Below are 25,784 nucleotides of genomic sequence, written 5' to 3'. Positions count from 1 at the left end.
GATTATTTAAATGCGTTTGTCGCCGCCGCGCTTAAAGGTTGATTGATTTGGGTTTGGGTGAATTTCATCACGGTGCGGTCGCCTTGTTTTTCTCGTAATTCTACTTGGCGCACCACTTGGTCGCCCTGTATCGTGATGTTTTGAAAAACTTGTTTCATGATAGTGGTTTTGGGGCGCAAAGTGAGTGTCCATTGTTTCAGGCTGCCTGAAACGTCTAAATCAAATTGTTTGCTCAATTCCTGCGTGTTGCCGCCCAATACCGCCATAAACAATTTGACTTGTGCCGCTTGACCGCTTTGGCTGCTGTTGCGCCATGTTTTTTTGTCCCATTGTGCGATACCGTTGGGGCGGACACGCAGTTGCACGTCTAATGGTTTTTGCACATGCCAGAATAAACCTATTTGTTTTTGCAAAGCAAATTGCCCTGTGGTTTGCAATGGTTTGGGTAGAGATTTGAGATAACGTTGTTGCACAAATTGCCCTTGTATGGTGTTAGGTTGTTGCAAATGCGTGGTTAATTCGGCTGGGGTCAAAGCCCACGCAGACGCGCTGGCGAACAGGGAAACAGTCAGCAATAATTTTGGGGTAAACATGGTTTGAATCCTTTTGGTTTAAATAATGGGGATATTTTCAGGCTGCCTGAATTGTAATCCGCACCCCCATTAAATCGCGTTAAATTGTGCAAAGCGGCGCACGGCAGCCTGAAAATCATCTGGCGTTTGAAATTGCATTGCGCCATTGCCGATTTGTACCGCCACTTGCGTGGTGCTGGCGCGGGTGAGTTTGGTGCCTGTGGCTAAATCTTTGATGAGATAATCTATTTTCAGGCAGCTTTCAAATTCCACCACCGCCAATTCCACCCGAATTTTTTGTCCAAAGGTGGCAGGTTTGATGTATTTCACGTCTAATTTCACAATCGGGTAAGCAAAACCCGATTCGCGCATGACCGTGTAATCATGCGCAATTTCAGCGAGAAAGGCACATCGCGCCAATTCAAAATATTTCACATAATGCCCGTGCCACACAATAAATAAACTGTCCACATCAAAAAAGGGAATGTCTAAATCTATGTGATGGCGGCAGAAAATGTGTTTTTTCATAATTTAATCCTTTGATTAAATTGGGTAAATTTTATTTACAGGCAGCCTGAAACTTAACACAAGCCCCCATTAATCGCCAATACTTGCCGCGTAATATAACCAGCCTGTTCGCTCATCAAAAAGGAAATGGCGTGCGCGACTTCTTTGGGTGTACCCATGCGTTGTGCTGGAATCATTTTGAGGATTTCGTCCACAGGCACCAATTCGTCCACAATATCCGTATCAATCAAGCCAGGGGCAACGCAATTGACCGTGATTTTGCGTTTTGCCAATTCCACCGCCAACGCTTTCGCCGCACCAATCAAGCCCGCTTTGGACGCGCTGTAATTCACTTGCCCACGATTGCCAATCAAACCCGACACGCTCGCCACGCACACAATGCGCCCAGCCGCTCGCCGCCGAATCATGGGCATGATAATCGGGTGCAACACATTGTAAAAACCGTCCAAATTGGTACGCAATACGCCGTCCCAATCTTCATCGCTCAAGGCGGGAAAAGCATTGTCGCGGGTTAAACCAGCGTTCAATACTACGCCATAATATGCGCCATGCGCTTCCACATCGGCGGTTAAAATTTCCCGACACGCGGCGCGGTCGGATACGTCAAATTGTAAAACGCGGCTGTTGCGCCCTAAATCTTGGATTTGTTGCGCGACTTGTTCCGCTTCATTGCGACCACTGCGGCAATGTACCACCACATCAAAACCATCAGCCGCCAATGCCAAAGCTGCCGCCTTGCCTATGCCACGATTAGAGCCTGTGATTAAAACTTGTTGATTTTTCATATAATGAATTTATTTTAAATAATTAATTTTAAATAATAAATAAAATATTCAGGCAGCCTGAAACAGATTTAACGCCCCAATAATGCCGCCAAATCCCCATCACTGGTGGGGCTGTACACATTCAATGCGCCACTTAACAACACTTCGCCCGAAACCCGTTCACGCAATTCGCAATCAAATACGCCCATGCCTGAATTATCCTGCCAAGATTGTTGAATATAAACCGATAATTGTGTACCAATGGCAATTTCAGGCTGTCTGAAAACCAATTTGCGCGTTCCCAATAAAAAACCCAAACGCACCGTTTCGCCCCTGTCCAAAGCGTGTGCGCCAGCCCATGCCGCCACGCCTTGTGCCATGATTTCCGCACCCAAATAGCTGGGTAAGCCTGTTGCGCCATCGGGTAGCAAAATATGGTTTGCGCCGATTTCTGCTTCTGCAAGCAAACTGGTTTCATTATACGAAACAATACGTTGTAATAAAACCATGCGCCCACTGTGCGGCAGTAAAATTTCAGGCGATACAATTGGACAATCAGGCATCGTCTTCTCCCATTATCAAAACCGCATTATTGCCCCCAAAAGCAAAAGACGCACTCGCGCCCACGCGCCGACCTTCTCTCCAGTAACTATTTGAATCAGTTAAATAAATATTTTCCAATGTGTCATCACGCACGCCATCGCCCAATTGTGGCGGCAATTTGCCTTGCGGATTGAATTGACGCGACACCACGCCCCACAATAACGCCGCTTCCAATGCCCCCGCCGCGCCCAATGTATGCCCTGTCAAGGTTTTGGTGGATGTGCAAGGGGTATTGTTACCAAATACTTGGGCGATGGCGCGGCTTTCCATTTGGTCGTTGTGGCGCGTGCCTGTGCCGTGTAAATTTATCCAGCCAATAGATTGTGCAGATAATTGTGCATGATTTAAGGCAGCCTGAAACGCCGCCACCGCGCCCACGCCATCAGGGTGCGGCGATGACATGTGATACGCATCACTGCTCGCGCCATAACCCAATAGTGGCAAACTGTGTTTCACGCGTTCGCGTGTCAAAACAAACGCCGCCGCCGCTTCGCCAATATTAATCCCATCGCGGTTTGCCGAAAACGGTTGGGCAAGGCAGCCTGAAAGCACTTCCAGCGAATAAAAGCCATTGATGGTTAAAGGCGAAAGCGTGTCCACACCGCCACAAATCACGGCATCACATAGCCCTAAATGCAGCAACCGCGCCGCACTCATCAATGCTCTCGCCCCCGATGTGCAAGCGGTGGATATGCCGTAAGCAATGCCTTGTAAATCATACGCTTGTTTGACAAAATCGGCGGGGTCGGAGTGTAATTGCGTTTGTTGGGCAAAAGGCAGACTGTCCCATGTGCTGCCATTGACAACAGATTGAAATAAAGGGATATTTTCATCTGCGCCGCTTACCGAAGTTCCCATAATCACGCCCACGCGGTCTGCACCAAATTTTGCTTTGGCGGCGTGGATTTGCGGTTCAATTTGTGCCAATGCGTCCCAAAGTAAGTGATTGTTTTGGCTGCGATGTTCGGGCAAAATATGTTCGGCAAAAGGGCGCAATTCGCCGTGTACTGTGCCAAAATACAGCGTTTTGCCGCGCACCCAATCGCTGTTAGGCGTGAGTGGCGTGTGGCTGGGCGGGTTCAGCAGTGCGTGAATATGCGCTTCCATGCCGCGACCGATGGCGGAAGTCAGCGCAGGTTGTTGTAAATACATGGGTTTATTCGCTTTCTGCTTCGGTGTGAATGGGGCTAACGCGCCATATTTGTTCGGGCAACACGATGGTTTCAGGCTGCCTGAAACCGCGTTTGATGTATGGGAATAGGGCGACAAATAATTGTTGCGCGGTGCGATTGGGTGGTGCGAAACCGTCTTGTTGCCAACCTGTTGATTTAGCAAGTAAACGTGCTTGCGGCACACCAAAAATATCGGCTTGTAGCCAACGCGTTGTGCCGTCTGCTTCGCCTTGTACGCTCAATACGCTGGTTTGGGTGGTGTTGCCATCGTTGTCCAGTTTTTCTAATTGAAACCAAAGGGTTTGGTTTTCGGGGAGTGTGGGGGCATCTTGTGGTGCGTAGCTGCTGGCGCAAGCGGCGAGTAGGGCGGTTAAGGTTAAAATAATAAATGGTTTGAACATGATTGTTTAATTAAATAATGAAATGGATTTTTCAGGCAGCCTTATCATACACGACAAAAATAATCGTAGGGTGCGCCGTGCGCACCAAATTCGCCATCAATTGACGACATTATTCAAGCCATTGGTGCGCACGGCGCACCCTACGCAAGTTATTTATTTTCATGATATTTTCAATTTTCTTATCCCAAATAGGTGTTTATAAAAATTGTTGTGTACTATAAAAAAGTAAGCCAATTCATTCACAAAAAAATATTTCAGGCAGCCTGAAAATAAATTAAACCATTAAATCAACGATAAACCGCTTCCCCCACCATTTCCGCCAACGCCGCCAAACGCCGTTCTGATTTCGCCACATAAGGATTGCTCTCGTCCCACGCATAGCCCGCCAAAATCGCGCTAATCATGCGCGTGATGTCGGGCGAACGCTGCTCGGCATAAATCACGTCTTGGAATGAACCATCGTACCAGCCATTCACATAAGTGCGGAAAGTGTCCACGCCCAACATCAATGGTTCGGCAAATTCGGTTTGCCAATCCACATTTTGCCCGCGCAATTGTTTGCTTAACACATCTGTCGCCAATTTCGCCGAGTGCATGGCAATGGTAACGCCCGATGAAAACACGGGGTCTAAAAATTCCGCCGCATTGCCCAGCAGCGCAAAATGTTTGCCATACAAAGATTTCACATTGGCAGAATAACCTGTGATGTAGCGGAAAGGAAATTCATTGTCCCAATTTGCATTTGCCAAAATTCGTGCCAACATGGGTACTTGCAGCGCAAAAGTTTTCAAAATGTGTTCTGAATCATCCAAACCTGCAAAGCGTTCAGGCAGCCCCACCACGCCAATGGAACAACGATTGTCGGCAAATGGAATCAGCCAAAACCACACATCGCGGTGTTTGGGGTGGGTGGAGATGAGAATTTTGTTGCGGTCAAAATCGGGGGCGGTAATATTGTCGTCAATATGCGTGAAATGCGCGGCGCGTGGCGGCAATTGAGACGGCGTTTCCAAATCCAGCAAACGCGGTAATACGCGACCATAACCACTCGCATCTAATACAAATTTGGTTTGTAAAACATAGGGTTCGCCGTTTTCAGGCTGCACGGTTAATTCGGCGGTATCGTCATTGTATGCGCTTACGCTGTCGCCAAATCGTACTGTAATTCCTTGTTTTTGAGCTTCTTTAATCAAAATATCATCAAATAGGGCGCGGCGCACTTGGAAAGTTGTGCCGTGTCCTGCGGTGAATTTGTCAGTAAAATCAATTTCGGTGTAGCGGCTGCCCCATGTGAACGCCGCGCCATTTTTGAATTGAAACGATGGTTCGGCTTGCACGGCGGGCAAAAATCCTGCTGCTTCAATAAATTCCATGCAATGCGGCAGTAAACTCTCGCCAATCACAAAGCGTGGAAAATGCTGTTTTTCCAATACGCAGACTTTGAAACCTTGCTGATTCAGCAAGGAAGCTGCCACCGCCCCCGCAGGTCCTGCGCCGATAATGGCGATGTCAAAATGTTGATGATTCATTTATTTTATCCTTTTGATTTGAGATTAAGTTTTCAGACTGCCTTATTTTTAACGCGAATATTTTTATAGGTAATAAAAGGCAGCCTGAAAAATCACCACCGTTTAAAAATCAACGATGTATTCACGCCACCAAAGGCGAAATTATTGTTCATCACATATTCCGTGTCCAACACGCGCCCACCGCCACGAATATAGTCCACATCGCCACAACGCTCGTCCAAATTATCCAAATTCAGTGTGGGCGCAAACCATTGATGGCGCATCATTTCTATGGCAAACCAGCTTTCCAATGCCCCACACGCGCCCAAAGTATGCCCCAAATAACTTTTCTGTGAACTCAAAGGAATATGTCCAAACACGGCGGCGGTGGCTTGTGTTTCCGCGATGTCGCCTTGCTCGGTGGCGGTGCCGTGTCCGCTCACATAAGCAATGGATTGGGCGGGTAAATTAGCGTCTGCCAATGCCAATTCCATGCAACGCTGCATGGTGGTTTGTTCGGGACGCGTGATGTGGCTGCCATCTGAATTTGCGCCGTAGCCGACAATTTCGGCGATGATGTGTGCGCCACGCGCTTGGGCGTGAGCCAAATCTTCCAAAACCATCATGCACGCGCCTTCGCCAATCACCAAACCATCGCGGTCGCGGTCATAGGGGCGTGGCGTGGTTTCAGGCTGCCCATTGCGGCGACTGGCGGCGTATAAACTGTCAAACACCAAAACTTGAGACGCGCTCAATTCTTCTGCACCGCCAGCTAGCATCATGGGGATTTTGCCATATTTAATCGCTTCATACGCATAACCAATGCCTTGACTGCCCGATGTACACGCGCTGGAAGTCGGAATCACACGCCCTGTTAGCCCGAAAAAAATGCCCACATTGGCGGCGGTGGTGTGTGGCATCATGCGTACATAAGTGTTGGCATTAAACTGATTGGGCAATTTTGATAACAATAAACCCACATCTAAAATATCCGCAGGGCTGCCTGAAGATGAACCTGCTGCCACACCCATTCTGCCATCGCGTATGCTCGGGTCGTCCAGCAAACCTGCTTGTGATAAGGCTTGTTCGGCGGCGTCTACCGTGTATTGCGCGAGTAAACCCATGCTACGCAATTGCTTGCGTGTCCAATGCGCTGGTGGTGTGTAAGGCGTGGCAAGTGGTGCGGCAAGCAAGGCTTCTAATTCAGGAAATTCAGCATATTGTGGCATGGCGCGTACCGCGTTTTGTTGCGCCGCAAAGGCAGCCTGAACGCTCGCCCAATCGCGCCCAAACGCAGAAATTGCGCCTATGCCTGTGATGACTACTCGGTTGGTTTTCATAGAGATTTTTATATGGAAAAAGAAGAGAAAAGGCAGCCTGAAAACCTCTTCAGGCTGCCTGCTAAAATGATTAACGTGCCACGTCGCCGCGCATCACCACACGACCATGGAATGTGCCCACTTCGCACTCATATTGACCGCCACTCAACACATTTTTGTTTAAATAACTTTGGAAACCTGTTACACGGCTGCCACCTAAACCTGCTGCAGTTTCTTGGAATTTTTTCGCCGCATTGATGAATGCACGTTCACAAGTTGCTTCATCTGAATTGCCCACACGGTTGGCGGCTTGACGGGTGGTTAAATTGGCTTTAATCACGCTGCCACCGTTTGCAAAACTGATTTTTGCACCGCGCCCCAAAATAGTTTGCGCTTCAGCAGAATTCAATACCGCATTACCATTGCAGCGATACAAAACATTGCGACCACCAGAACTCGTGTCGCCGCGCACTTGCTGACAAATACCTTTGCTGGTCGCATTTGATGAGCCGCTTGAATGACCTGATGTTGAATTGCTTTGACACGCGCTCAATGCTGCCAATGCGATAACAGATAAAATAATAGAAGTTTTCATTGTGGTCTTTCCTTTGTGAATAATGGTTTAATCAAACACCCAATAATCGTATTATTCTAAAACTATTGCGCCCAGATGACAATACTTGTTCAGGCTGCCCATTCTATAGTCGCAGAAGTGAAAATGTAATACAAGGCGGCAAGGCGAGCCAATGCCGTAGTACTTTTTCAATTCGGCGACTATACTATTCTGATATGAAAGGCAGCCTGAAACTTGAATTTCACACCCAAATCGCTTAAAATAGCTTGCTTTCACGGACAGCGTTCCGCCCAATATTCAGAAAGCACGTTACACAATTTAATCATTAAATTGTGGCACGTGTTTTTTTTTAAGCTTTATTTGGGGTAACGCGTTTTCAGGCAGCTTTACAGTACACAATAATTTTTACAAACGCCTAAAATGTGGGGCGTACCACGCACCAAATCATTCAAATTACTGGATAATTCGGTGCATAATACGCACCCTACATGAGTTTTGTCGTGTACTGAAAGGCAGCCTGAAAAATATTGTCCAAAATTAATTTCTCAAAAATATGTATTATTCAGGAGTTCTTCCAAATGTCTATTCCCGCTCTTCTCGTTCTTGCTGATGGCAGCATTTTTCATGGCACATCAGTTGGTTACAATGGCAGCACTTCAGGTGAAGTCGTGTTCAACACCGCCATGACAGGCTATCAAGAAATCCTGACCGACCCATCGTACACCAAACAAATCGTTACTTTAACCTACCCACACATCGGCAATACAGGTACAAATAGCGAAGACACCGAAAGTCGTGCCGTATATGTCGCAGGTTTGATTATCCGCGATTTGCCCTTATTGCACAGCAATTTCCGCGCCGAAGAAAGTTTGCAAGACTATTTGGTGCGCAACCAAACCGTTGCCATCGCCGATATTGACACCCGCCGCTTAACCCGCATTTTGCGCGATAAAGGCGCGCAAGCAGGTGCTATCTTAACAGGCGACCAAGCCACCATTGAACAAGCCCAACAATTAATCGCCGAATTTGGCAGTATGGCAGGTAAAGATTTAGCCAAAGAAGTAAGCTGCACCAAACCCTACGAATGGAAAGAAGGCGAATGGGTTTTGGGCGAAGGTTTCAGGCAGCCTGAAACGCCGTATCATGTCGCCGTGTATGATTTTGGCGTGAAAAGCAATATTTTGCGGATGTTGGCGCAACGCGGTTGCCGCTTAACCGTGTTCCCCGCACAAACGCCCGCCGCTTATGTATTGGCAAGCAATCCCGATGGCGTATTCCTGTCTAACGGGCCGGGCGACCCCGAACCATGTGATTATGCCATTGAAGCCATTCGGGAAATTTTGGCAACCCAAAAACCTGTGTTCGGCATTTGTTTGGGACACCAATTATTGGGTTTGGCGAGCGGCGCGAAAACGTCCAAAATGCCCTTTGGTCATCACGGCGCAAACCACCCCGTGCAAGACTTGGACAGTGGCAAAGTAATGATTACCAGCCAAAATCATGGTTTCCAAGTAGATGAAAACACGCTGCCTGAAAATGTGCGCGTTACCCATCGTTCCCTGTTTGACCACACCGTGCAGGGGATTGAATTGACCAATCAAAGCGCGTTCAGTTTCCAAGGACACCCCGAAGCCAGCCCCGGTCCACATGATTTAAGCGAATTGTTTGATAAATTCATTGGCGAAATCAAAGCCGCCAAAGCCGCAAATTAACCAAAATATAGTCGTAGAAATGAAAATGCAGTACAAGGCGACAACGCCCGCCATGTACGAATAGTACATAAGGGCGTTGGCAACGCCGTAATGCTTTTTTAGTTCTGCGACTATACATAGATTGAATCAAAACAATAGGCAGCCTGAAAACAACATAAATAGATGTTTTCAGGCTGCCTGTTTATCGCCAACAATGACACGCTGGCAGATTTCCATTAAAATCAGCCGTTATGATTTTCAAACCCAGATAAAAAGGTTTCTTATGAAAAAAATGTTGTTGGCTTTGTCGGTGGCGGCGGTGTTGTCGGGCTGCGCGGCGAATCAAAGCAAAATGAGTCCAGATGAAAAATTAACGCAAGGTTGGACAGCCGAGCAGCTATACAGCGAAGCGCGTAACGAATTGAATTCGGGTAATTATTCACGCGCCGTGTCTTTGTATGACGTGTTACGCGCCCGCCAACCCGATGGTCGCTACGCCGAACAATCGCTATTGGACACCGCATACGCGCATTATAAAGACGAAGAGCCGAAAAAAGCCTTGCTCGCTTTGGCGCGTTTCCAGCACCACTATCCCGCCAGCGTGGACATGGATTATGCTTTATATTTGAAAGGCTTGGTGCTGTTTGCGGAAGACCAATCGTTTTTGAACAAATTGTCTTCGCAAGACTGGTCAGACCGCGACCCCATTGCCAATCGCAAAGCCTATTATGTGTTTGAAGAACTCGTGCGCCGCTTTCCGTCCAGCAAATACGCCGATGACGCAACCAAACGCATGGCGCAATTGGTGGACGCATTGGCAGGACATGAAATCGCCATTGCCCGCTATTATGCCAAACGCGGCGCGTATTTAGCCGCCAATAATCGCGCCCAAAACGTGATTAAAGATTTCCAAAACACCCGTTTTGTAGAAGAATCTTTGGCAATTATGATGTTTACTTACAACAAAATGAATAAACCCACATTGGCAGCAGACGTGCGCCGCGTGTTGGCACACAATTTCAAAAACAGCCCCTATTTACAACACGAATGGCAAGCCGATGACAGACCTTGGTGGCGTTGGTAAACCAATTTAAGTTTCCCAAAATCAGGCAGCCTGAAAACATGATGTGATGATGTTTTCAGGTTGCCTGATTGTTTTTAAAAAAAAAAATCAAATAATTAAATAATTTAACTTTCTGCCATTTTCAACGCTTGCTGAATATCCACCGCCACAATCCGCGACACCCCTTTTTCCTGCATGGTTACGCCAATTAATTGGTCAGCCATTTCCATCGTCAAACGATTGTGCGAAATATACAAAAATTGCGTTTGCGCCGACATCTCTTTGACCAAATTGCAAAAACGGCTGGTATTCGCATCATCAAGTGGCGCATCCACTTCGTCCAGTAAACAAAACGGCGCAGGATTCAAACTAAACAGCGCAAACACCAAACTCATCGCCGTCAAAGCCTTTTCGCCGCCCGACAATAAATGAATCGTGCTGTTTTTCTTACCAGGGGGACGCGCCATAATGGACACCCCAGCCGTCAGCCAATCATCGCCTTCCATGCGCAAACTGGCTTCGCCACCACCAAATAAAGTCGGGAAAAATTCCTGAACTTTTTTCTGAACCAAATCAAAAGTTTCTTTAAAACGAATTTTCGTTTCATCGTCAATTTGCGCGATGGCTTCTTCCAATAAAGCGATGGCAGCCTGCACATCATCGCTTTGCGTGCGGTAATAAGTATCGCGTTCTGCCGCTTCCGCCAATTCTTCTAAAGCCGCCAAATTGACCGCACCCAAAGCCGCAATTTGTTGATTTAATTTCACAATATTGCGCGACATGGTTTCAGGCTGCCCAGCGTGTTGCGCCGATTCTTCCAAAACCAATAAATCCGCGTGCGTGTCCAATAAATGTTGATGAAACTGTTTGGCGTTGATTAAAAATTCCTGTTGTTTCAATAAAGTGGCTTGCACTTCGTCTTGTAAACGCGGCTGTTGGGCTGCCAAACGCTGCTGTTCCGCATACACATTTCGCGCCAATTCCTGCGTTTGCGCTAAACGCGCCACCGCTTCCGCGATTTGCTCTTGCACCGCCGCCGCCATTTCCGTGAGCGTGTCCAATTCCGCGCTGCGCCCATCGTCCGCCGTTTCGTCCGCCAACGCCAAATCCAGTTGCCGCGCCAACCATTCCGATTTTTGCTGTTCCGCAATTGCCAATTGCTGCTGCACATTTTCCAAGCGTTGTTGTTGTTTATGCAAAGCAATTTCCGCCAAACCATATTGCCGATTGCTCTCCAGCAAAGCCAAACGCGCTTGTTTTACCCGATTTTGTTGCTGCTGAAAATCCTGCGCCTGATTGCCCACATCAAAACCCGACACCGCCGCCGCCAAAGTGTCCACATCATCGCTCAAACCATCGCGGCTATAAGTAAAATGTTCAATTTCTTCAGATAATTGCGCCAATTCCTGCTCAATATGAGCGCGGCGCAATTGCCCCTGATTGGTACGCGCAAACAATTCATTTGCCCGATTTTGCGCCGCTTGCAATTGGGCAGCCTGCGTTCGCTGCGCCGTTTGCGTTTCACGAAATTGCGCTTCGTGGCTGTTATTTTCCGTGCGAATGTGCGCCAATTCCGCTTCTGCCAATTGCAAATTGGGGGCTAATTCCGCCAATTCCGCCGTCAAATTGTCCAAACGCATTTTTTGGCTAACTAATTGATTTTTATCAGACTCATTAAACAAAACCACGCTTAATTTGTCCACCCGATGCCCTTCGGGTGTGAGCCATAACTGATTGTTTTGCAATTCATGTTGATTTGCCAGCGCATACGCCAAATTCGGCGCACACAACACCCCGTCCAGCCAATGTTGCAAGGCAGCCTGAAAACGCTTATCTGCTTGAATTTGATTGATTAATGCTTGCGCGGGTTGCGTTTTTGCTTTCAGGCTGCCTGAAACCGTCCACGCGGCACTGCCCTGCGGCAAAACATCAGGTAAAACAAAATCTTCCGCCACCGCCCGCGCCTGCAAACGCTCCGCCAACACCACCCCAAACGCGTGTTGCCAATCCTGCGGCACGACCACGTTTTGCCACAACACAGGCGCGTTGCTGGCAGAAGTGTGCGCCCAAAAATCCTGTTGCGGCTGCTCCGCCAATAATTGCGTCAAAGCCTGATGTTGCGCTTGCGCGGTTAAATAGTGTTGATAAACAGCATGATACGATTCTTGTGCTGCGTGCAAACGCGTTTTCAGGCTGCCTGAATAGGTTTCCTGCTCCTGTAATTGCGTTTCCAAAATGCCATATTTTTCTTTTAATTCATCAACTTGAGCTTGTGCAATGGACAATTCACTGTCATCGGGCAAATTCAATGCCGCCTGTTCACTTTCCAAACGCGCTTGCCGCGCCAAAGCCTGATTTAAACTTTCTTGTGTGTGTTTAAGCTGTTGTTGTTTCAGGGCTAATTCGCGTTTCAAACGGTTTAATTCATCTTGCTGACTTTGGTAAACCAGTTGCGCGGCAGCCTGCGCGTCTTCCAATTCGGGCAATTGCGCTTCGTGTTCCGCCACCAAAACGGCTAATTCACTCAATTCAATTTGTTTTTCCGCCAAATCATTTTCCAGCAAATCCGCTTCACTTTGCAAAACCATTTGTTCTTGCTGAATTTTTTGCAAGGCAGCCTGCGCCGCCAAACGCTCGCGTTCCACGCGCTGTTGCTGATTTTGTTGCGCCCGAATTTGCTCTTCCAAACGCGCCATTTGTTCGCGCAACAAAGAATGTTCTTGATTTAACGCATGATTTTGTTGTTGTTGTGATAATTCCGTTTCGCGGAGCTGTTCTAATTGCGCGGTAAATTCTTGATGTTGTTCCGAAAATTGTTCCAATTGATACTGTGCCGCTTGGTGCGCCGCGCCCGCTTCATCGGCTTGCGCCAAAGAATTGCGCCAATTCACATAATTCAACAAATTTTCCAAACGTGTTAATTCCGCGCTTAATTCCTGATATTGTGCGGCGGTAGCGGCTTGTTTTTCCAGCTTTTCTACTTGTCGCGCCAATTCCGTTTGCAAATCCGCCAAACGCTGCAAATGTTCGCGGGTGTCTTTCAAACGCGTTTCGGTTTCACGGCGGCGTTCTTTGTATTTGGACACGCCAGCCGCTTCTTCAATATAGGCGCGGAGTTCTTCGGGACACGCTTCAATAATCCGCGTAATCATGCCCTGCTCAATCACCGCATAGCCACGTGCCCCCACGCCCGTACCCAAAAACAAATCGGTAATATCGCGGCGGCGAACTGATTGATTATTAATGAAATAACTGGATTCGCCTTGTCGTGTGAGTTGGCGTTTGATGGCGATTTCGCCGTATTGCCCCCATGCGCCTTGCAAACTGTGGTCGCTGTTGTCAAACACCAATTCCACCGAAGCGCGTGGGGCAGGGCGGCGCGTGGCTGCGCCATTGAAAATCACGTCTTGCATGGATTCGCCGCGCAATTGTTTGGCGGACGCTTCGCCCAACACCCAGCGCACTGCGTCTATCACATTGGATTTGCCGCAGCCGTTTGGACCAATCACGGCAACCAATTGGCTAGGCACATGAATGGTGGTGGGGTCGGTAAACGATTTGAAACCTGCTAATTTAATGTGGGTTAGGCGCATAATAAACAGCTATTTTTTCGGGAAAACAAAGCGGTGGATTATAACAAAATTGTTTTCAGGCTGCCTTACGGTACACGACAAAAATTGTTTGGCTGCCTGAAAATTTCACCATAATGAAAATAAGGTTAATCTGTTTCTTATCCCGAGTTCGCGTTAATGAAATAAGATTGAATTTGCTTGTGGATTTTCATCGTTTGCCCATTATTTGTTATAATCGCGCTATTTCATTTTTCTTTTCAGGCAGCCTGAAAACTTTTTTAACGATATTTATACTATGAAAACAAAACTTTCCGTTCTCTTGTTGGCAACTGCGTTTGCCGCACATGCCGCACCCGAGAAAGATAATAAAACCACCGACAAAAAACCATCAGCCGCCCAAAACGCGCCTGTAACTGTGGTTACCGCACCACTCAAAACCAATAGCAAAGCCCCCCTAGAAATTGACGCAACCGCCTACATCGTCAAAGATTTGCATTGACCAACTGATTGAACCTGCGTCCCTAACCAAATTGATGACCGCCTACATCGTGTTCAAAAATTTGAATGAAGGCAAACTCAAACCCGACCAAATGCTCAAAGTGTCCGAAAAAGCATGGAAAGCCGAAGGCTCACGCATGTTTTTGGAAATGAAAAAACCCGTGAGCGTGGGCGATTTGGTCAAAGGCTTAATTGTTCAATCGGGCAATGATGCCGCCATCACACTCGCCGAAAGCGTGGCAGGCAGCGAAGCCAAATTTGTTGAATTGATGAACGCCGAAGCCAAACGCTTGGGCATGAACAAAACCACTTTTGAAAACAGCACAGGTTTACCAGGCAAAAAACACCTGACCACAGTAAACGATTTGGTTACCCTGTCGGACGCGCTGATTAGAGATTTTCCCGATTATTACGCCATTTATTCGCTCAAAGAATTCACCTACAACGGCATTAAACAGCCCAACCGCAATTTACTCCTGTTCCGCGACCCCAGCGTGGACGGCTTGAAAACAGGGCATACCAACAGCGCAGGTTACAATCTGATTGCATCCAGCAAGCGCAATGGTCGCCGCGTGGTGTCGGTCGTGGTTGGCACAAACAGCCAAGAAGCCCGCGCCACCGAAAGCAGCAAATTGCTCAATTACGCGCTGCAAAATTTTGACACACCCAAAATGTATCAAGCGGGGCAAGCCGTTTCCCACATCAAAGTATTCAAAGGCGCATTGCGTGAAGTGCCGATTGGCTTCTTAAACGATGAATACATCACCTTGCCACACGGACACGGACAAGACATCGTGCCCAAATTGGAAACCAATCAACCCGTACTCGCCCCCATTCAAAAAGGCGCAGAAATGGGCGTAATTAAATTTATGCACAAAGACAAAGTATTAGCAGAAAAGAAAGTTTACGCGCTGCAAGACGTGGCTGAAGCAGGCTTTGTCGGAAAATTTTGGGACAGCATAACATTGTGGTTTAATGAAATTTTCGCAGGTTAATGCGTTCAGATTCCCCCATTTATTTTCAGGCAGCCTGAACCGTTTAGTGTGTCGGTTTTCAGGCTGCCTAAAAAATTTTATATTGCAAAACAAAGGTTTTTACCATGATTACTCATCCCAATTTTGACCCTATTGCCGTGCAATTAGGACCGCTCGCTATTCGTTGGTACGCTTTGAGCTATATTGTTGGTTTTGCCCTGTTTATTTGGCTGGGGCGCAAACGCATTGCACAGGGTAACACCTTGTTTACCAAAGAATCATTAGATGATTTACTGACGTGGGGTGTCATCGGTGTGATTTTGGGCGGACGCTTGGGCTATGTGCTGTTTTACAAATTTACCGAATATGCAGCTAACCCTTTGTCTGCACTGAAAATTTGGGAAGGTGGTATGTCGTTTCACGGCGGATTTTTGGGCGTGGTGCTGGCGGTGTATTTGTTTACCCGCAAACACAAATTGAACTTTTTGAAAACATTGGATTTTATTGCCCCATTGGTTGCCACAGGTTTGGCTTCGGGGCGCATTGGTAATTTTATTAATGGCGAGCTATGGGGGCGTGTTACCCAGCCCAACAATTTTTGGGCGATGGGTTTTCCCCAAGCCAAAAATGAAGACCTGCTCGCCGCCAGCCACAATCCCCAATATTTAGAATGGCTTAACCAATACGGCATGTTGCCACGCCACCCATCGCAGCTCTACCAATTTGCGCTGGAAGGCATGTGCTTATTTTTCATCGTGTGGTGGTTTTCCAAAAAATCGCGCCCAACGGGACAAATTACCGCTTTATTTTTAGGTGGTTATGGCTTATTCCGTTTTATTGCCGAATTTGCACGGCAGCCTGATGAACATTTAGGTTTACTCACACTGGGCATGTCTATGGGGCAATGGTTGAGTTTGCCCATGTTTGTGTTGGGCGTGGTTGGATTTATGTATTTTGGTAAACGAAAATCTGCTTTATAATCAGATAAATTTATTTTCAGGCAGCCTGAAACCATTTTCAGGTTGCCTACAATATTCACACCCATCTACAAGGATACCCAAAATGAACAGTCAGCCCGCATTACAAACCGCATTAAATCATCGCTCTATCCGCAAATTCAGCGAACAAGCCATTCCCGAAGAATTGTTTGCCCAACTCATTGCTGCAGGACAAATGGCGTCCACGTCCAGCTATTTACAAAACGTCAGCGTGATTCGCGTGCGCGACCGCGCCAAACGCGCCCAAATCCGCGCCATCTGTGCAGGGCAGGGCGGGGCAGGTCATCATTACGTTGAAAATTGCGCCGAATTTCTCGTATTCTGCATTGACGGCGCGCGCCACAAATATTTTGCCCCAGACGCACAATTGGATTGGACAGAATGCCTGATTACAGGTTCGGTGGACGTAGCCTTGTTTGCCCAAAATCTCTTATTGTGTGCCGAAAGTTGCGGTTTGGGTGGCGTGTATATTGGCAGTATTCGCAATGATATTAATCAGTTAGCTGAAATTTTGCACACGCCTGAATATGTTGTGCCATTGGTGGGGCTGTGTTTGGGATATCCCGCGCAAGAGCCAGCACAACGCCCACGTTTGCCAGCACAAGTCGTTGTTTCTGAAAATGAATATCAAGAAGCAAACGCAGACGAATTGGAAGCGTATAACCAAACAGTAGGGCAATATTACAACGAGCGCGGCAACGCTGATTTGGATTGGCGCAAACAAATTCAGGGCAATTTGTGTACCGAAGTGCGTCCAGAAATTTTGCCATTTTTGCACAAACAGGGTTTCGCCAAACGCTGATTTGCACAATCCAAAAATGCGCCAAACATCAAAAATCCCAAAATAGGGCGGGGATGTTTGGCGATTTTCACGTCAATATTGACATAATTTTACATAATATTGATTATGGGAATTCATATATACGCATGAAACGGGGAATTTCTCGTGCTTTTGTGCTGATTTGCCCAGCTTTCAGGCTGCCTGAAATATGTTAAAATATCGCCTAACAAAGATTACATTTTTCCCCATTAACAAAGGTGCTCCAAATGACGGCTCAATTAATTGACGGTAAAAAAGTTTCCGAAAAATGCTTAAACACCATTCGTGAACGCGTGGCGCAGCGCGTGGCGCAAGGTTTACGCGTACCTGGTTTGGCTGTGATTTTGGTTGGCGATAATCCCGCCAGCGCGGTTTATGTACGCAATAAAAATATGGCGTGTGAAAAAGTGGGTTTTCAATCCTTTTCCTACCATTTGCCTAATGAAACGACTGAAGATGAATTATTGTCTTTAATCAAAAAATTGAATGAGAATGCGGCGGTTGATGGGATTTTGGTGCAACTCCCCCTGCCCCCACATTTGGATAGCCAAAAAATTCTGGAAAAAATCAATCCAGACAAGGATGTAGATGGTTTCCATCCTTATAATATGGGGCGTTTGTCGCAACGTATGCCTTTAATGCGCCCATGTACGCCAAAAGGGATTATGACTTTATTAAAAGAATATAATATTGATGTAAAAGGAAAAAAAGTTACCATTGTGGGCGCGTCTAATATTGTGGGGCGACCTATGGCATTGGAAATGTTGTTGGCGGGGGCAACACCAACGGTTTGCCATCGTTTCACGTATGATTTGGACAAGGAAGTGGCGGCGGCTGATATTGTGGTGGCGGCGGTCGGTAAGCCCAAATTGATTAAGGGCGAATGGTTGAAAGAAGGTGCGATTGTGGTGGACGTGGGCATTAATCGTTTGGAAAATGGCACCTTGTGCGGCGACGTGGATTTTGATGTGGCGGTGGAACGTGCAGCGATGATTACGCCTGTCCCTGGTGGCGTGGGTCCAATGACGATTGCGAGCTTATTGGAAAATACTTTAGAAGCGGCGGAATTACGCGATTAATATTTACAGGCAGCCTGAAAGATTTTTCAGGCTGCCTAAAATTATTTACCGCTTCGTTGATTGCGGTTTTCACGTGCTGTACTGCCTTGTTCAATCAATAATTGGCGTAATTGTTTTTCATTGAGAATTTTATTGTTGGCGCAAATCACTTCGTACAACACACGGCGTACGGGGTCGGCGGCATTGCGTTTGCTGCCAATGACGCGCCATTTGGCGTTTCGGGCAATAATCCAACGTTGATTGTCCAAATCGGCGTAGGCGAAGGTTTTGTGCAATGCGCCATCGCTGTTGAAAATGCCTTCGGCGCACACCAAACCTTCGGCGGTAACATTGTCATAGCCGCTCGCGGAACGGCTGTTAAACAAATAACGCACACTTCGGTCAGGTAAAATATGCAGGCTGTCCAATAAGATACGCGGTTTACCTGTGTGGGTTTCGTTCACATACAAATCCAACCATTCGCCCTGATTGGGGTTGGGGACGGCGGGCAATTCATTGGCGGTTTCGGCAAATTCGCTGTTTTTCGGCATATCGGGCAATTTTGCCAAACCAAAATCGCGCGGCTCGGCATAAGCCAAACTGCTGCATAAAGCAAGTAAAATAAATAATTTATTTTTCATGATAATTAAATTTCCATTAATCAGAAGGCAGCCTGAAAATACGTTTCAGGCTGCCTGAATATTATTTGCCCAATGCGGACAATACTTCTTGTTTTACCACGTCCACATTTTGCGTGCCATCAACTTTGATGTATTTTGGCGCGTCATCGCCCGACATTTGGCTGTAGAAACCCACCAAAACCGCCGTTTGCTCATGATAAACCTGTAAACGTTTTTGTACGGTTTCCGCTTTATCATCATCACGTTGAATCAAATCTTCGCCCGTAACATCGTCTTTACCAGCCACTTTAGGCGGATTATTCATGATGTGATAAGTGCGCCCCGAAGCCAAATGCACACGGCGACCGCTCATGCGTTCCACAATCACGCTGTCAGGCACATCAATTTCCACCACCGCGTCCAACACCACGCCCGCATCGCGCATGGCTTCCGCTTGCGCCAAAGTGCGTGGGAAACCGTCAAACAGGAAACCATTGGCGCAATCCGCTTGGGCAATGCGCTCTTTGACCATGCCGATAATGATGTCATCGCGCACCAAACCGCCTTCGTCCATGATTTTTTTCGCTTCCAAACCAAGCGGCGTTTGCGCTTTAATGGCAGCGCGTAGCATATCGCCTGTGGAAATTTGTGGAATTTGAAAGGCTTGCGTGATAAATTGCGCTTGAGTGCCTTTGCCCGCCCCTGGTGCGCCGAGTAAAAGTGCTTTCATGTTTTGCGTTCCTATTTTGTTTTTGTAAACGTGATGGTTATAAAAAATGAGTTTTCAGGCTGCCTTTCAGTACACGACAATTTTTTGAAATAACCACAAACCTATCCCCTCCCCCGTCTCCAACGGGGGAGGGCTAGGGTGGGGGAAAATTTGTGGAATAAATTAATTGTCTTGAAAATCAACGAACCCCCACCCTAACCCTCCCCCGCAAGCGGGAGAGGGGACAGGTTACAGGCAGCCTGAAAGATTTTTGTCGTGTACTGAGTGGATTGATGCCCACCCTACTCCATTTATTTTTCAATTATTTTTTATTTTCTTTACCGCCTTGTGGCACTTTAACGACTTGGTCTTTTACCACGCCTTTTTCCACTTTCACGATTTTCATGTCAAACACCAAAACCGAGTTGGCAGGAATTTTCGGACTCGGCGACATCGTGCCGTACGCCAATTTCGCTGGTACATACAAAGTGTATTCGCCACCTTCTTTCATCAATTGCAAGCCTTCTGTCCAACCTGGAATCACCGAATTGCCCGTCAAAGGCACGGCAAGTGGTTCGCCACCTTGTTGTTTGGTGCTGTCAAATTCTGTGCCGTCAATTAATTTGCCTGTGTATTCCACCATCACGCCATCGCCCAATGCGGGAGACGCGCCTGTACCTTCTTTGTTCACTTTGTATTGTAAACCCGAAGCGGTGGTTTTTACGCCTTCTTTGCTTTTGTTTTCCGTCAAGAATTTGTCGCCAGCAGCTTGTGATTCTTCGGCTTTTTTCTTGGCTTTTTCGGTCATGGTTTCCATAAAGGCTTTCATGGCGACTTCAGTTTGCGCTTCGGTCATTTTGCTGGGTTTGCCATCTAATTTGTCTTGAATGCCTTCTGCTAATACTTTTACGTCAATTTCGCCGCCATTGTTTTTCAATTGCAATAATTGTTCGCCCATTTGTTGACCAAGTGTGTAGCTCACTTGCTTGGTTTGCGTTTCCAAACCCGCAGGTACGGCACCCGAAGCAGCAGCCGCTGCGCCTGAAGCCGCGCTGTTTGTCGTGGCTTGTTGGCAAGCCGCCAAAGTGAAGATACTTGCTGCTAAAATGGTCAAAGATAATTTTTTCATGGTAATTCCTGTTGTGAAGTTTAAAACATATTTTCAGGCTGCCTTACAGTACACGACAATTTTTTTAATTTTACCAACCATCTGTCCCCTCCCCCGCCAGTGTGGGAGGGAACAGGTTGCAGGCAGCCTGAAAGATTTTTGTCGTGTACTGTAAGGCTGCCTGAAAACCAAATTGGCATTATAACCAATTTTCGGGTTTTGCCCAATTTCACACATGATGCACAATCAATTTTTTGCCCTTGTAATCCAAAATGTCCACGTCCATATCAAACAAAGTTTTGATGTTTTCTACGGTAAACACTTCTTCGGGCGAGCCTTGAAATTTCACTTCGCCTTTTTGCATGGCAACAATGTGGTCGGCGTAGGCGGCGGCTTGGTTGATGTCGTGCAACACCACCACCGTTGTGCGATTGTGGTCATGAGTGATGTGGCGCAAAAGTTGCATTAAATTACGCGCGTAATACATATCCAAATTATTAAGCGGTTCATCTAACAACACAAATTCGGTGGATTGGCAAAACACCATTGCAATCAGAGCGCGTTGGCGTTGTCCACCCGACAATTCTGTAAGATAACGGTTGGCAAACGCTTCAAGCTGAAATTGCATAATCGCTTTTTCCACCAATTCTTTATCGTGTTCGGTCGGGCGCCCTTGATGATGTGGGTAACGCCCGAACATCAGCAAATCGCGCACGGAAATGCGGCTGTGTATGCTATTTTCCTGTGTCAAAATGGACAGGATTTTGGCGACTTCGGTGGTGGGCGTGCTGGCTAAATCGCGCCCGTTGTAGGCAATGCTGCCTGAAACAAGCGGTTGCAAGCGCGCCATAAACGACAGCAACGTGGATTTTCCTGCGCCGTTTGCGCCGATGAGTGCGGTAATGCCGCCTTGTGGAATGTTCAGCGAGACATTATTTAAAATGGTTTGTTCGCCAATTTTGTGGGAGATGTTTTTGATTTCTATCATTTTATTTTTTTTCCAATTTCATTTATTCAGGCTGCCTGAAACATCTTGTTCGCAATATGTTTGGATTTGTTGTAAGTAATTTTGTTTGACTTCGGCATTTCGCTCATCGCTGTGCGCGGTGGAATTATCCCAAACCAATTCATGTTTGGCATACGATTTTTGTATGGCACAAGCGAGTTTTTGTCGTTGTTGTTTTAAATCAATCGCATACTCGCCCAATTCGGGATATTCAATTTGCGAAAAAGCCGTTTCATGCGCTTGAAGTAGAGCGAAATTTTGGCTGATTTCCCTGTCCAAAAGTGGCAAAAGTGCGTCTGCCTTGTTTTCAATCGCCATGTTTCGCAGATGAATATTGTTCGCTAAACGGTTGATGTGTTCCACTTTTAATTGGCTCAATAAGGCTGCATTGTTGTTGGGCGCGGTATTTGGGCAGGCAGTCAATAGGCTTATCAATAAAATAGGTAAAAATTTGATTTTCATGTATTTTCCTTTTTCAGGCAGCCTGAAAAATCACAACACCTTGCGTTTCCCCAACACCAACCACAAAAACACCAAGCCGCCCGCAAATTCCACCACCACGCTCAACACGGCTTTCATGCCCAGCGCGTGTTCAAAAATGGCTTGACCGCCCACCAGCATAATCGCTGCCAGCAAAAACACCATCGGCAAACGCACCGAATGTTTCAGGCTGCCTGAAACGTAATTTGCCAGCGCGCAAACCAATAATCCGAAAAAACTGACAGGTCCAACGGCAGCAGTTGCCGTCGCCACCAATGCGGAAATCCACAATAAAATCAGCAAAGTGTGTCTGGAATAATCAATGCCCAAATTGATGACTTGGTCGCGTCCCAGCAAATGCACGTCCAAACGGTGTCGCTCTCGCCACAAAAATGTGCCACTCAACGCCACCAATGCGCCACTCACCAGCAGCAAATTGGTGTTCACGGTGTTGAAACTGGCGAATGTGTTGGCTTGGGCAACGGCAAATTCTTCGGGGTCAATCATGCGCTGCAACAGGCTGGACACGCTGCGAAACAGTACGCCAAAAATCACGCCAATCAAAATCATGCGTGTCAAATCGCGTCCACCTTGCCGCAGCAGCATTTGAAACAGCAGCACCGAAGCCCCCATCATCACCGCCAATTCCAAGAAAAATTTGCCCGTCAAAGGCAGTTGCGTGTAGCCCACACTACCGAGCAGCACCACCAGCAGCGTTTGCAAAAAAATGTACAGCGTGTCAAAGCCCAACACGGACGGCGTGAGTATGGGATTGTTGGTCAAAGTCTGAAACAGCAGCGTGGACACGCCCACCGAATACGCCACCAGCAGCAAAGCCCCCAGTTTTTTTGCGCGAAGTGGCAGAACAAAATCCCAGTTGCCCTGTGCGTTCCACACCAAAAAGGCGGCGCAGGAAATCAGCAGCAAAAGGGTTAAAATGATGATTTTTTTGATGTCTGTTGTCATAATTTTTCTTTCAGGCTGCCTGAAAACATTTATTCGCGATCCAATTTCAATAAAAAATCGCGCAAACTCAAACAGTTAATGCCTTGAAACGTGTTGCCGTCAAATTCGTCCATTGTTACCACATATTTTGGATAATTATCTTGAATTTTCAATAAATTACCAAATTCACGTTCCAGCGTTTTTTCTTCGTTAATCGTGAGTGTGGCTTGCACATAAATGCGTTCGCCATTTTTTTCTGCTACAAAATCAATTTCTTGGCTATTTAATCCGCCAATTTTGACATCGTATCCTGCGATTTGCAGATGATTGAAAATGGCGTTTTCCAATAATTTGCCGCGGTCTTGGGCGCGGTAGCCGATGAGCGCGTTGCGCAAACCCAAATCTTCAAAATAATATTTTTCGCCAATTTCAAAAATTCGTTTTCCTTCAATATCATACCGCTTTACTTTGTAAATCAAAAAGGCGTTTTCCAAATATTCGGCGTAGTTTTGCACTTGCGTGGTGCTGGCGGAAATGCGTTGTGATTTCAGGAAGTCGCTGATTTTTTTGGCGGAAAATAAATTGCCAATATTGCTGGCTAAAAATTGCGTTAATTGCTCCAAAAATTGCACGTTGCGTAAGGCGTAGCGGTGGACGATGTCGCGCACGGCAATGGTTGAATAAATATTGCGTAAATATTCAAACACAATATCATCTTGTTTTGGCAAGTCTTTTAGATAGGGCAAACCGCCATATTTTAAAAATTGCGCCATGGCTTTGTCGCTGTCGTCTTGCTGCATAAATTGCAAAAATTCAGCGTAAGACAATGAATGCACATGAATTTCTATCGCACGACCGCTCAACGCACCCGCGATGTCGCGTGAGAGTAAATGCGCGTTGCTGCCTGTACAGTACAAATCCAATTCTTCGTCCAAGAGCAGCGAGCGCAAGGCAATTTCAAATTCGCCAATTTCTTGAATTTCATCAATAAAAACATAATTGATTTGCCCCGCTTTTTTGTTTGCCAAGACATATTCGGCTAATTCTGGCGCGGTTTTGATGTGGGAAAATGCCAAATCTTCTTTGTTGATGTAGATGATGTTGGCTTGTGGGTTATCCAGTTGAATTTCTTTCATAATTTGAAAGAGCAAATAGCTTTTTCCCACGCGGCGTTGTCCTGTAAACACTTTAATCAGTGCTTTGCCAATAAAGGGGCGGACGCGCTCTAAATAGCGTTGGCGGTAAATGATGTCTTCTTTCATAATGAAAATTTTTTGGATAATTTGGAAAAGTTTTCATTATACTTGAAACTTTTTTCATTTTTTGAATTTATTTTGCGTATGGATTTTCAGGCTGCCTGAAATTTACCCACGCGCAGGCTGCCTGAACAATAAAAACAAAAACAATGCCGTCCCCAATACCCCAAACACGGTAGAAACGGGAATTTCAAACGGAAACACAATCACACGCCCAATCACATCGCACAGCAACACCAAACTCGCGCCCAACAACGCCACCGCAGGCAAACTCGCGCGCAATTTGTCGCCCAGCAAACGGCTCACAATATTCGGCACGACCAAGCCAATAAACGGAATATTGCCCACCGTTACCACCACCAAAGACGTAATCAGCGCGACAATGGTCAGCCCAATCCACAAAATCGCGTTGCGGTTCAAGCCCAAATTTGCCGCCACCGAATCGCCCAAACCGACAATCGTCAGTTGGTCGGCAATCACATACGCGACAATCGCCATGATGCCCGTCAGCCACAACAATTCGTATCGCCCCAACAAAACGCCCGAAAAATCGCCGCTCTGCCAAACGCTCAACAGTTGCAGCATTTCAAATTCGTAGGCGATAAACATCGCCACGCTCTCAATCACGCCACCAAAAATAATCCCGACCAAAGGCACAAGCAGTTGTGCGGTCGGCGGCAGTTTGCGCGTCAAAGCCATGAAAATCAGCATGCCGACCATTGCCGCCACCGCCGCCACAGTCATTTTCAACATCAAAGCCGCGCTGGGCGCAAGCAACGCCATCAGCAACAAACCCAAAGCCGCGCTTTGGCTCGCGCCCACCATGGACGGCTCCACAAATCGGTTTTTCAACAAAATTTGCATAATCATGCCCGCCACCGCCATGGACGCGCCCGTCAGCACAATGGCAAAGGTGCGCGGCAAGCGGCTAATCAGCATGACTTGCGAACTGTCGTTCAGGCTGCCTGAAAATAGTTGCGCCCACGAAAAACTCGCCACGCCCACCGATAAACTGGCGATAAACAAAATGGCGGTAAGCAGGAAAGCGATAAGGTATAAGGTTTTTTGCGACATTTTGATTCAATTAAATTAAGGTTTTATTTTTCAGGCAGCCTGAATGCGTTTTTGTATGATGTGTATGGTTTCATCTTGCGCTGGTTTGCTTAATAAAAACAGGGCGAGCTTTCTAGTTTTCCGTCTACTATTTTGCAAAAAATACATTCAGGCAGCCTGAAACCCATTTTCAGGCTGCCTTTCAGTACACGACAAAAAAAGTACAATAAAAAAAGAAGTCCGCATCAATTCAGTGGTATCGTATTAATTTTCTCACGACTAATCCAATATGACTGAATTGAGCGAACTTACCCATATCGTAACCAAAACTTTCAAATGGCACAAGAGCCACGTTATTGTTTTTGTGTATTTATTGTGCACCATTGCCATGCGGCAGACCTGTAATTTGAGCAAATTGGCAATGTTTTTCCCTGATGCCAAAGCAACAAACGCCTCTTCCTATCGCCGTATCCAACGGTTTTTTAAGGAAGT

The 25,784-nt window shown here is 46.8% G+C and carries 25 protein-coding genes and 1 pseudogene; 8 read left to right on the top strand and 18 right to left on the bottom strand.

The genetic code is table 11. The features are described from left to right. Window positions 1-2: 2 nt before the first annotated feature. The 9 genes from Q338_RS03960 to Q338_RS03920 form a co-directional block, all read right to left on the bottom strand. Entirely contained in the window at window positions 3-593 is a 591-nt protein-coding gene (locus Q338_RS03960) for a LolA family protein (protein WP_034292190.1), read from the bottom strand. A 69-nt stretch (window positions 594-662) separates the two neighbouring features. Further along, on the bottom strand, window positions 663-1,100 hold the full coding sequence (locus Q338_RS03955) for an acyl-CoA thioesterase (RefSeq protein ID WP_034292188.1): 438 nt from the start codon (window positions 1,098-1,100) through the stop codon (window positions 663-665). Window positions 1,101-1,153: 53 nt separating this feature from the next. Continuing rightward, on the bottom strand, window positions 1,154-1,885 hold the full coding sequence (fabG, locus tag Q338_RS03950; RefSeq protein ID WP_034292186.1) for a 3-oxoacyl-ACP reductase FabG: 732 nt from the start codon (window positions 1,883-1,885) through the stop codon (window positions 1,154-1,156). 68 nt (window positions 1,886-1,953) lie between these two features. After that, entirely contained in the window at window positions 1,954-2,427 is a 474-nt protein-coding gene (locus tag Q338_RS03945) for an ApeP family dehydratase (protein ID WP_034292184.1), read from the bottom strand. After that, window positions 2,420-3,619, bottom strand: a complete 1,200-nt coding sequence (locus Q338_RS03940; protein WP_034292182.1) for a beta-ketoacyl-ACP synthase — start codon at window positions 3,617-3,619, stop codon at window positions 2,420-2,422. Before Q338_RS03940 ends, Q338_RS03945 begins: the two co-directional genes overlap by 8 nt. 4 nt (window positions 3,620-3,623) lie before the next feature. Further along, window positions 3,624-4,040 carry a hypothetical protein gene (locus Q338_RS03935; RefSeq protein WP_034292180.1) on the bottom strand — a complete coding sequence of 139 codons (417 nt, stop codon included), beginning with the start codon at window positions 4,038-4,040 and terminating at the stop codon, window positions 3,624-3,626. Window positions 4,041-4,327: 287 nt separating this feature from the next. Beyond that, entirely contained in the window at window positions 4,328-5,569 is a 1,242-nt protein-coding gene (locus Q338_RS03930) for an NAD(P)/FAD-dependent oxidoreductase (RefSeq protein ID WP_034292177.1), read from the bottom strand. Between the two features lie 92 nt (window positions 5,570-5,661). Next, on the bottom strand, window positions 5,662-6,888 hold the full coding sequence (locus tag Q338_RS03925) for a beta-ketoacyl-ACP synthase (protein ID WP_034292174.1): 1,227 nt from the start codon (window positions 6,886-6,888) through the stop codon (window positions 5,662-5,664). A gap of 70 nt (window positions 6,889-6,958) precedes the next feature. Then, window positions 6,959-7,462: a hypothetical protein gene (locus tag Q338_RS03920; RefSeq protein WP_034292173.1), complete on the bottom strand. Its 504-nt coding sequence runs from the start codon at window positions 7,460-7,462 to the stop codon at window positions 6,959-6,961. A 557-nt stretch (window positions 7,463-8,019) separates the two neighbouring features. On the opposite strand from Q338_RS03920, the gene carA reads away from it, so the two are divergent. Both carA and Q338_RS03910 read left to right on the top strand, forming a co-directional pair. After that, window positions 8,020-9,153, top strand: coding sequence for a glutamine-hydrolyzing carbamoyl-phosphate synthase small subunit (gene carA, locus Q338_RS03915; RefSeq protein WP_034292170.1), 1,134 nt, complete (start codon window positions 8,020-8,022; stop codon window positions 9,151-9,153). A gap of 262 nt (window positions 9,154-9,415) precedes the next feature. After that, window positions 9,416-10,216 (top strand): outer membrane protein assembly factor BamD, encoded by an 801-nt coding sequence (locus tag Q338_RS03910; RefSeq protein ID WP_034292216.1) that lies wholly within the window; start codon window positions 9,416-9,418, stop codon window positions 10,214-10,216. 104 nt (window positions 10,217-10,320) lie between these two features. On the opposite strand, the gene smc is transcribed toward Q338_RS03910, so the two are convergent. After that, window positions 10,321-13,788, bottom strand: coding sequence for a chromosome segregation protein SMC (gene smc / locus Q338_RS03905; protein ID WP_034292168.1), 3,468 nt, complete (start codon window positions 13,786-13,788; stop codon window positions 10,321-10,323). A gap of 274 nt (window positions 13,789-14,062) precedes the next feature. On the opposite strand from smc, the gene Q338_RS15455 reads away from it, so the two are divergent. From Q338_RS15455 to folD, 5 genes are all read left to right on the top strand, one after another. Then, on the top strand, window positions 14,063-14,266 hold the full coding sequence (locus Q338_RS15455; RefSeq protein ID WP_377896425.1) for a hypothetical protein: 204 nt from the start codon (window positions 14,063-14,065) through the stop codon (window positions 14,264-14,266). 34 nt (window positions 14,267-14,300) lie between these two features. Then, complete coding sequence (locus Q338_RS03900) at window positions 14,301-15,260, top strand: D-alanyl-D-alanine carboxypeptidase family protein (RefSeq protein WP_377896424.1); 960 nt, start codon at window positions 14,301-14,303, stop codon at window positions 15,258-15,260. A 104-nt stretch (window positions 15,261-15,364) separates the two neighbouring features. Next, window positions 15,365-16,219 carry a prolipoprotein diacylglyceryl transferase gene (gene lgt / locus Q338_RS03895; protein ID WP_034292166.1) on the top strand — a complete coding sequence of 285 codons (855 nt, stop codon included), beginning with the start codon at window positions 15,365-15,367 and terminating at the stop codon, window positions 16,217-16,219. A gap of 82 nt (window positions 16,220-16,301) precedes the next feature. Then, window positions 16,302-17,039 carry an oxygen-insensitive NADPH nitroreductase gene (nfsA, locus tag Q338_RS03890; protein WP_034292163.1) on the top strand — a complete coding sequence of 246 codons (738 nt, stop codon included), beginning with the start codon at window positions 16,302-16,304 and terminating at the stop codon, window positions 17,037-17,039. A gap of 245 nt (window positions 17,040-17,284) precedes the next feature. Beyond that, entirely contained in the window at window positions 17,285-18,136 is an 852-nt protein-coding gene (gene folD / locus Q338_RS03885; protein ID WP_034292161.1) for a bifunctional methylenetetrahydrofolate dehydrogenase/methenyltetrahydrofolate cyclohydrolase FolD, read from the top strand. 41 nt (window positions 18,137-18,177) lie between these two features. Here folD and Q338_RS03880 read toward each other — a convergent pair whose 3' ends face one another. From Q338_RS03880 to Q338_RS03845, 8 genes are all read right to left on the bottom strand, one after another. Continuing rightward, window positions 18,178-18,756 (bottom strand): CNP1-like family protein, encoded by a 579-nt coding sequence (locus Q338_RS03880; RefSeq protein ID WP_034292160.1) that lies wholly within the window; start codon window positions 18,754-18,756, stop codon window positions 18,178-18,180. 61 nt (window positions 18,757-18,817) lie between these two features. Beyond that, window positions 18,818-19,465, bottom strand: a complete 648-nt coding sequence (gene adk, locus Q338_RS03875; RefSeq protein ID WP_034292157.1) for an adenylate kinase — start codon at window positions 19,463-19,465, stop codon at window positions 18,818-18,820. A 301-nt stretch (window positions 19,466-19,766) separates the two neighbouring features. Then, window positions 19,767-20,573 carry an FKBP-type peptidyl-prolyl cis-trans isomerase gene (locus Q338_RS03870; RefSeq protein ID WP_051968471.1) on the bottom strand — a complete coding sequence of 269 codons (807 nt, stop codon included), beginning with the start codon at window positions 20,571-20,573 and terminating at the stop codon, window positions 19,767-19,769. A 208-nt stretch (window positions 20,574-20,781) separates the two neighbouring features. Next, window positions 20,782-21,540: an iron ABC transporter ATP-binding protein gene (locus tag Q338_RS03865; protein ID WP_034292155.1), complete on the bottom strand. Its 759-nt coding sequence runs from the start codon at window positions 21,538-21,540 to the stop codon at window positions 20,782-20,784. A gap of 18 nt (window positions 21,541-21,558) precedes the next feature. Beyond that, window positions 21,559-22,020, bottom strand: a complete 462-nt coding sequence (locus tag Q338_RS03860) for a hypothetical protein (protein ID WP_034292153.1) — start codon at window positions 22,018-22,020, stop codon at window positions 21,559-21,561. A 30-nt stretch (window positions 22,021-22,050) separates the two neighbouring features. Beyond that, window positions 22,051-23,004 (bottom strand): iron chelate uptake ABC transporter family permease subunit, encoded by a 954-nt coding sequence (locus Q338_RS03855; RefSeq protein WP_034292151.1) that lies wholly within the window; start codon window positions 23,002-23,004, stop codon window positions 22,051-22,053. Window positions 23,005-23,033: 29 nt separating this feature from the next. Further along, window positions 23,034-24,245, bottom strand: a complete 1,212-nt coding sequence (locus Q338_RS03850; RefSeq protein WP_084693518.1) for an ATP-binding protein — start codon at window positions 24,243-24,245, stop codon at window positions 23,034-23,036. A gap of 102 nt (window positions 24,246-24,347) precedes the next feature. Beyond that, entirely contained in the window at window positions 24,348-25,313 is a 966-nt protein-coding gene (locus tag Q338_RS03845) for an ABC transporter permease (protein ID WP_034292147.1), read from the bottom strand. A gap of 268 nt (window positions 25,314-25,581) precedes the next feature. Here Q338_RS03845 and Q338_RS03840 point away from each other — a divergent pair. Beyond that, a pseudogene (locus Q338_RS03840) lies at window positions 25,582-25,784 on the top strand (IS4-like element ISAba33 family transposase); the annotation flags it as partial.

Origin of the sequence: Alysiella crassa DSM 2578, assembly GCF_000745955.1 — a bacterium.
Taxonomy (GTDB): Bacteria; Pseudomonadota; Gammaproteobacteria; order Burkholderiales; family Neisseriaceae; genus Simonsiella; species Simonsiella crassa.
The sequence above is the reverse complement of the archived record's forward strand: the minus strand, read 5'-3'. Positions and strand labels throughout refer to the sequence as shown.

Bases quoted from the DNA above. Each gene is read 5' to 3' on its own strand.
- Q338_RS03960 (WP_034292190.1), bottom strand. From the start codon at position 593: ATGTTTACCCCAAAATTATTGCTGACTGTTTCCCTGTTCGCCAGCGCG.
- Q338_RS03955 (WP_034292188.1), bottom strand. From the start codon at position 1,100: ATGAAAAAACACATTTTCTGCCGCCATCACATAGATTTAGACATTCCC.
- fabG (WP_034292186.1), bottom strand. From the start codon at position 1,885: ATGAAAAATCAACAAGTTTTAATCACAGGCTCTAATCGTGGCATAGGC.
- Q338_RS03945 (WP_034292184.1), bottom strand. From the start codon at position 2,427: ATGCCTGATTGTCCAATTGTATCGCCTGAAATTTTACTGCCGCACAGT.
- Q338_RS03940 (WP_034292182.1), bottom strand. From the start codon at position 3,619: ATGTATTTACAACAACCTGCGCTGACTTCCGCCATCGGTCGCGGCATG.
- Q338_RS03935 (WP_034292180.1), bottom strand. From the start codon at position 4,040: ATGTTCAAACCATTTATTATTTTAACCTTAACCGCCCTACTCGCCGCT.
- Q338_RS03930 (WP_034292177.1), bottom strand. From the start codon at position 5,569: ATGAATCATCAACATTTTGACATCGCCATTATCGGCGCAGGACCTGCG.
- Q338_RS03925 (WP_034292174.1), bottom strand. From the start codon at position 6,888: ATGAAAACCAACCGAGTAGTCATCACAGGCATAGGCGCAATTTCTGCG.
- Q338_RS03920 (WP_034292173.1), bottom strand. From the start codon at position 7,462: ATGAAAACTTCTATTATTTTATCTGTTATCGCATTGGCAGCATTGAGC.
- carA (WP_034292170.1), top strand. From the start codon at position 8,020: ATGTCTATTCCCGCTCTTCTCGTTCTTGCTGATGGCAGCATTTTTCAT.
- Q338_RS03910 (WP_034292216.1), top strand. From the start codon at position 9,416: ATGAAAAAAATGTTGTTGGCTTTGTCGGTGGCGGCGGTGTTGTCGGGC.
- smc (WP_034292168.1), bottom strand. From the start codon at position 13,788: ATGCGCCTAACCCACATTAAATTAGCAGGTTTCAAATCGTTTACCGAC.
- Q338_RS15455 (WP_377896425.1), top strand. From the start codon at position 14,063: ATGAAAACAAAACTTTCCGTTCTCTTGTTGGCAACTGCGTTTGCCGCA.
- Q338_RS03900 (WP_377896424.1), top strand. From the start codon at position 14,301: ATGACCGCCTACATCGTGTTCAAAAATTTGAATGAAGGCAAACTCAAA.
- lgt (WP_034292166.1), top strand. From the start codon at position 15,365: ATGATTACTCATCCCAATTTTGACCCTATTGCCGTGCAATTAGGACCG.
- nfsA (WP_034292163.1), top strand. From the start codon at position 16,302: ATGAACAGTCAGCCCGCATTACAAACCGCATTAAATCATCGCTCTATC.
- folD (WP_034292161.1), top strand. From the start codon at position 17,285: ATGACGGCTCAATTAATTGACGGTAAAAAAGTTTCCGAAAAATGCTTA.
- Q338_RS03880 (WP_034292160.1), bottom strand. From the start codon at position 18,756: ATGAAAAATAAATTATTTATTTTACTTGCTTTATGCAGCAGTTTGGCT.
- adk (WP_034292157.1), bottom strand. From the start codon at position 19,465: ATGAAAGCACTTTTACTCGGCGCACCAGGGGCGGGCAAAGGCACTCAA.
- Q338_RS03870 (WP_051968471.1), bottom strand. From the start codon at position 20,573: ATGAAAAAATTATCTTTGACCATTTTAGCAGCAAGTATCTTCACTTTG.
- Q338_RS03865 (WP_034292155.1), bottom strand. From the start codon at position 21,540: ATGATAGAAATCAAAAACATCTCCCACAAAATTGGCGAACAAACCATT.
- Q338_RS03860 (WP_034292153.1), bottom strand. From the start codon at position 22,020: ATGAAAATCAAATTTTTACCTATTTTATTGATAAGCCTATTGACTGCC.
- Q338_RS03855 (WP_034292151.1), bottom strand. From the start codon at position 23,004: ATGACAACAGACATCAAAAAAATCATCATTTTAACCCTTTTGCTGCTG.
- Q338_RS03850 (WP_084693518.1), bottom strand. From the start codon at position 24,245: ATGAAAGAAGACATCATTTACCGCCAACGCTATTTAGAGCGCGTCCGC.
- Q338_RS03845 (WP_034292147.1), bottom strand. From the start codon at position 25,313: ATGTCGCAAAAAACCTTATACCTTATCGCTTTCCTGCTTACCGCCATT.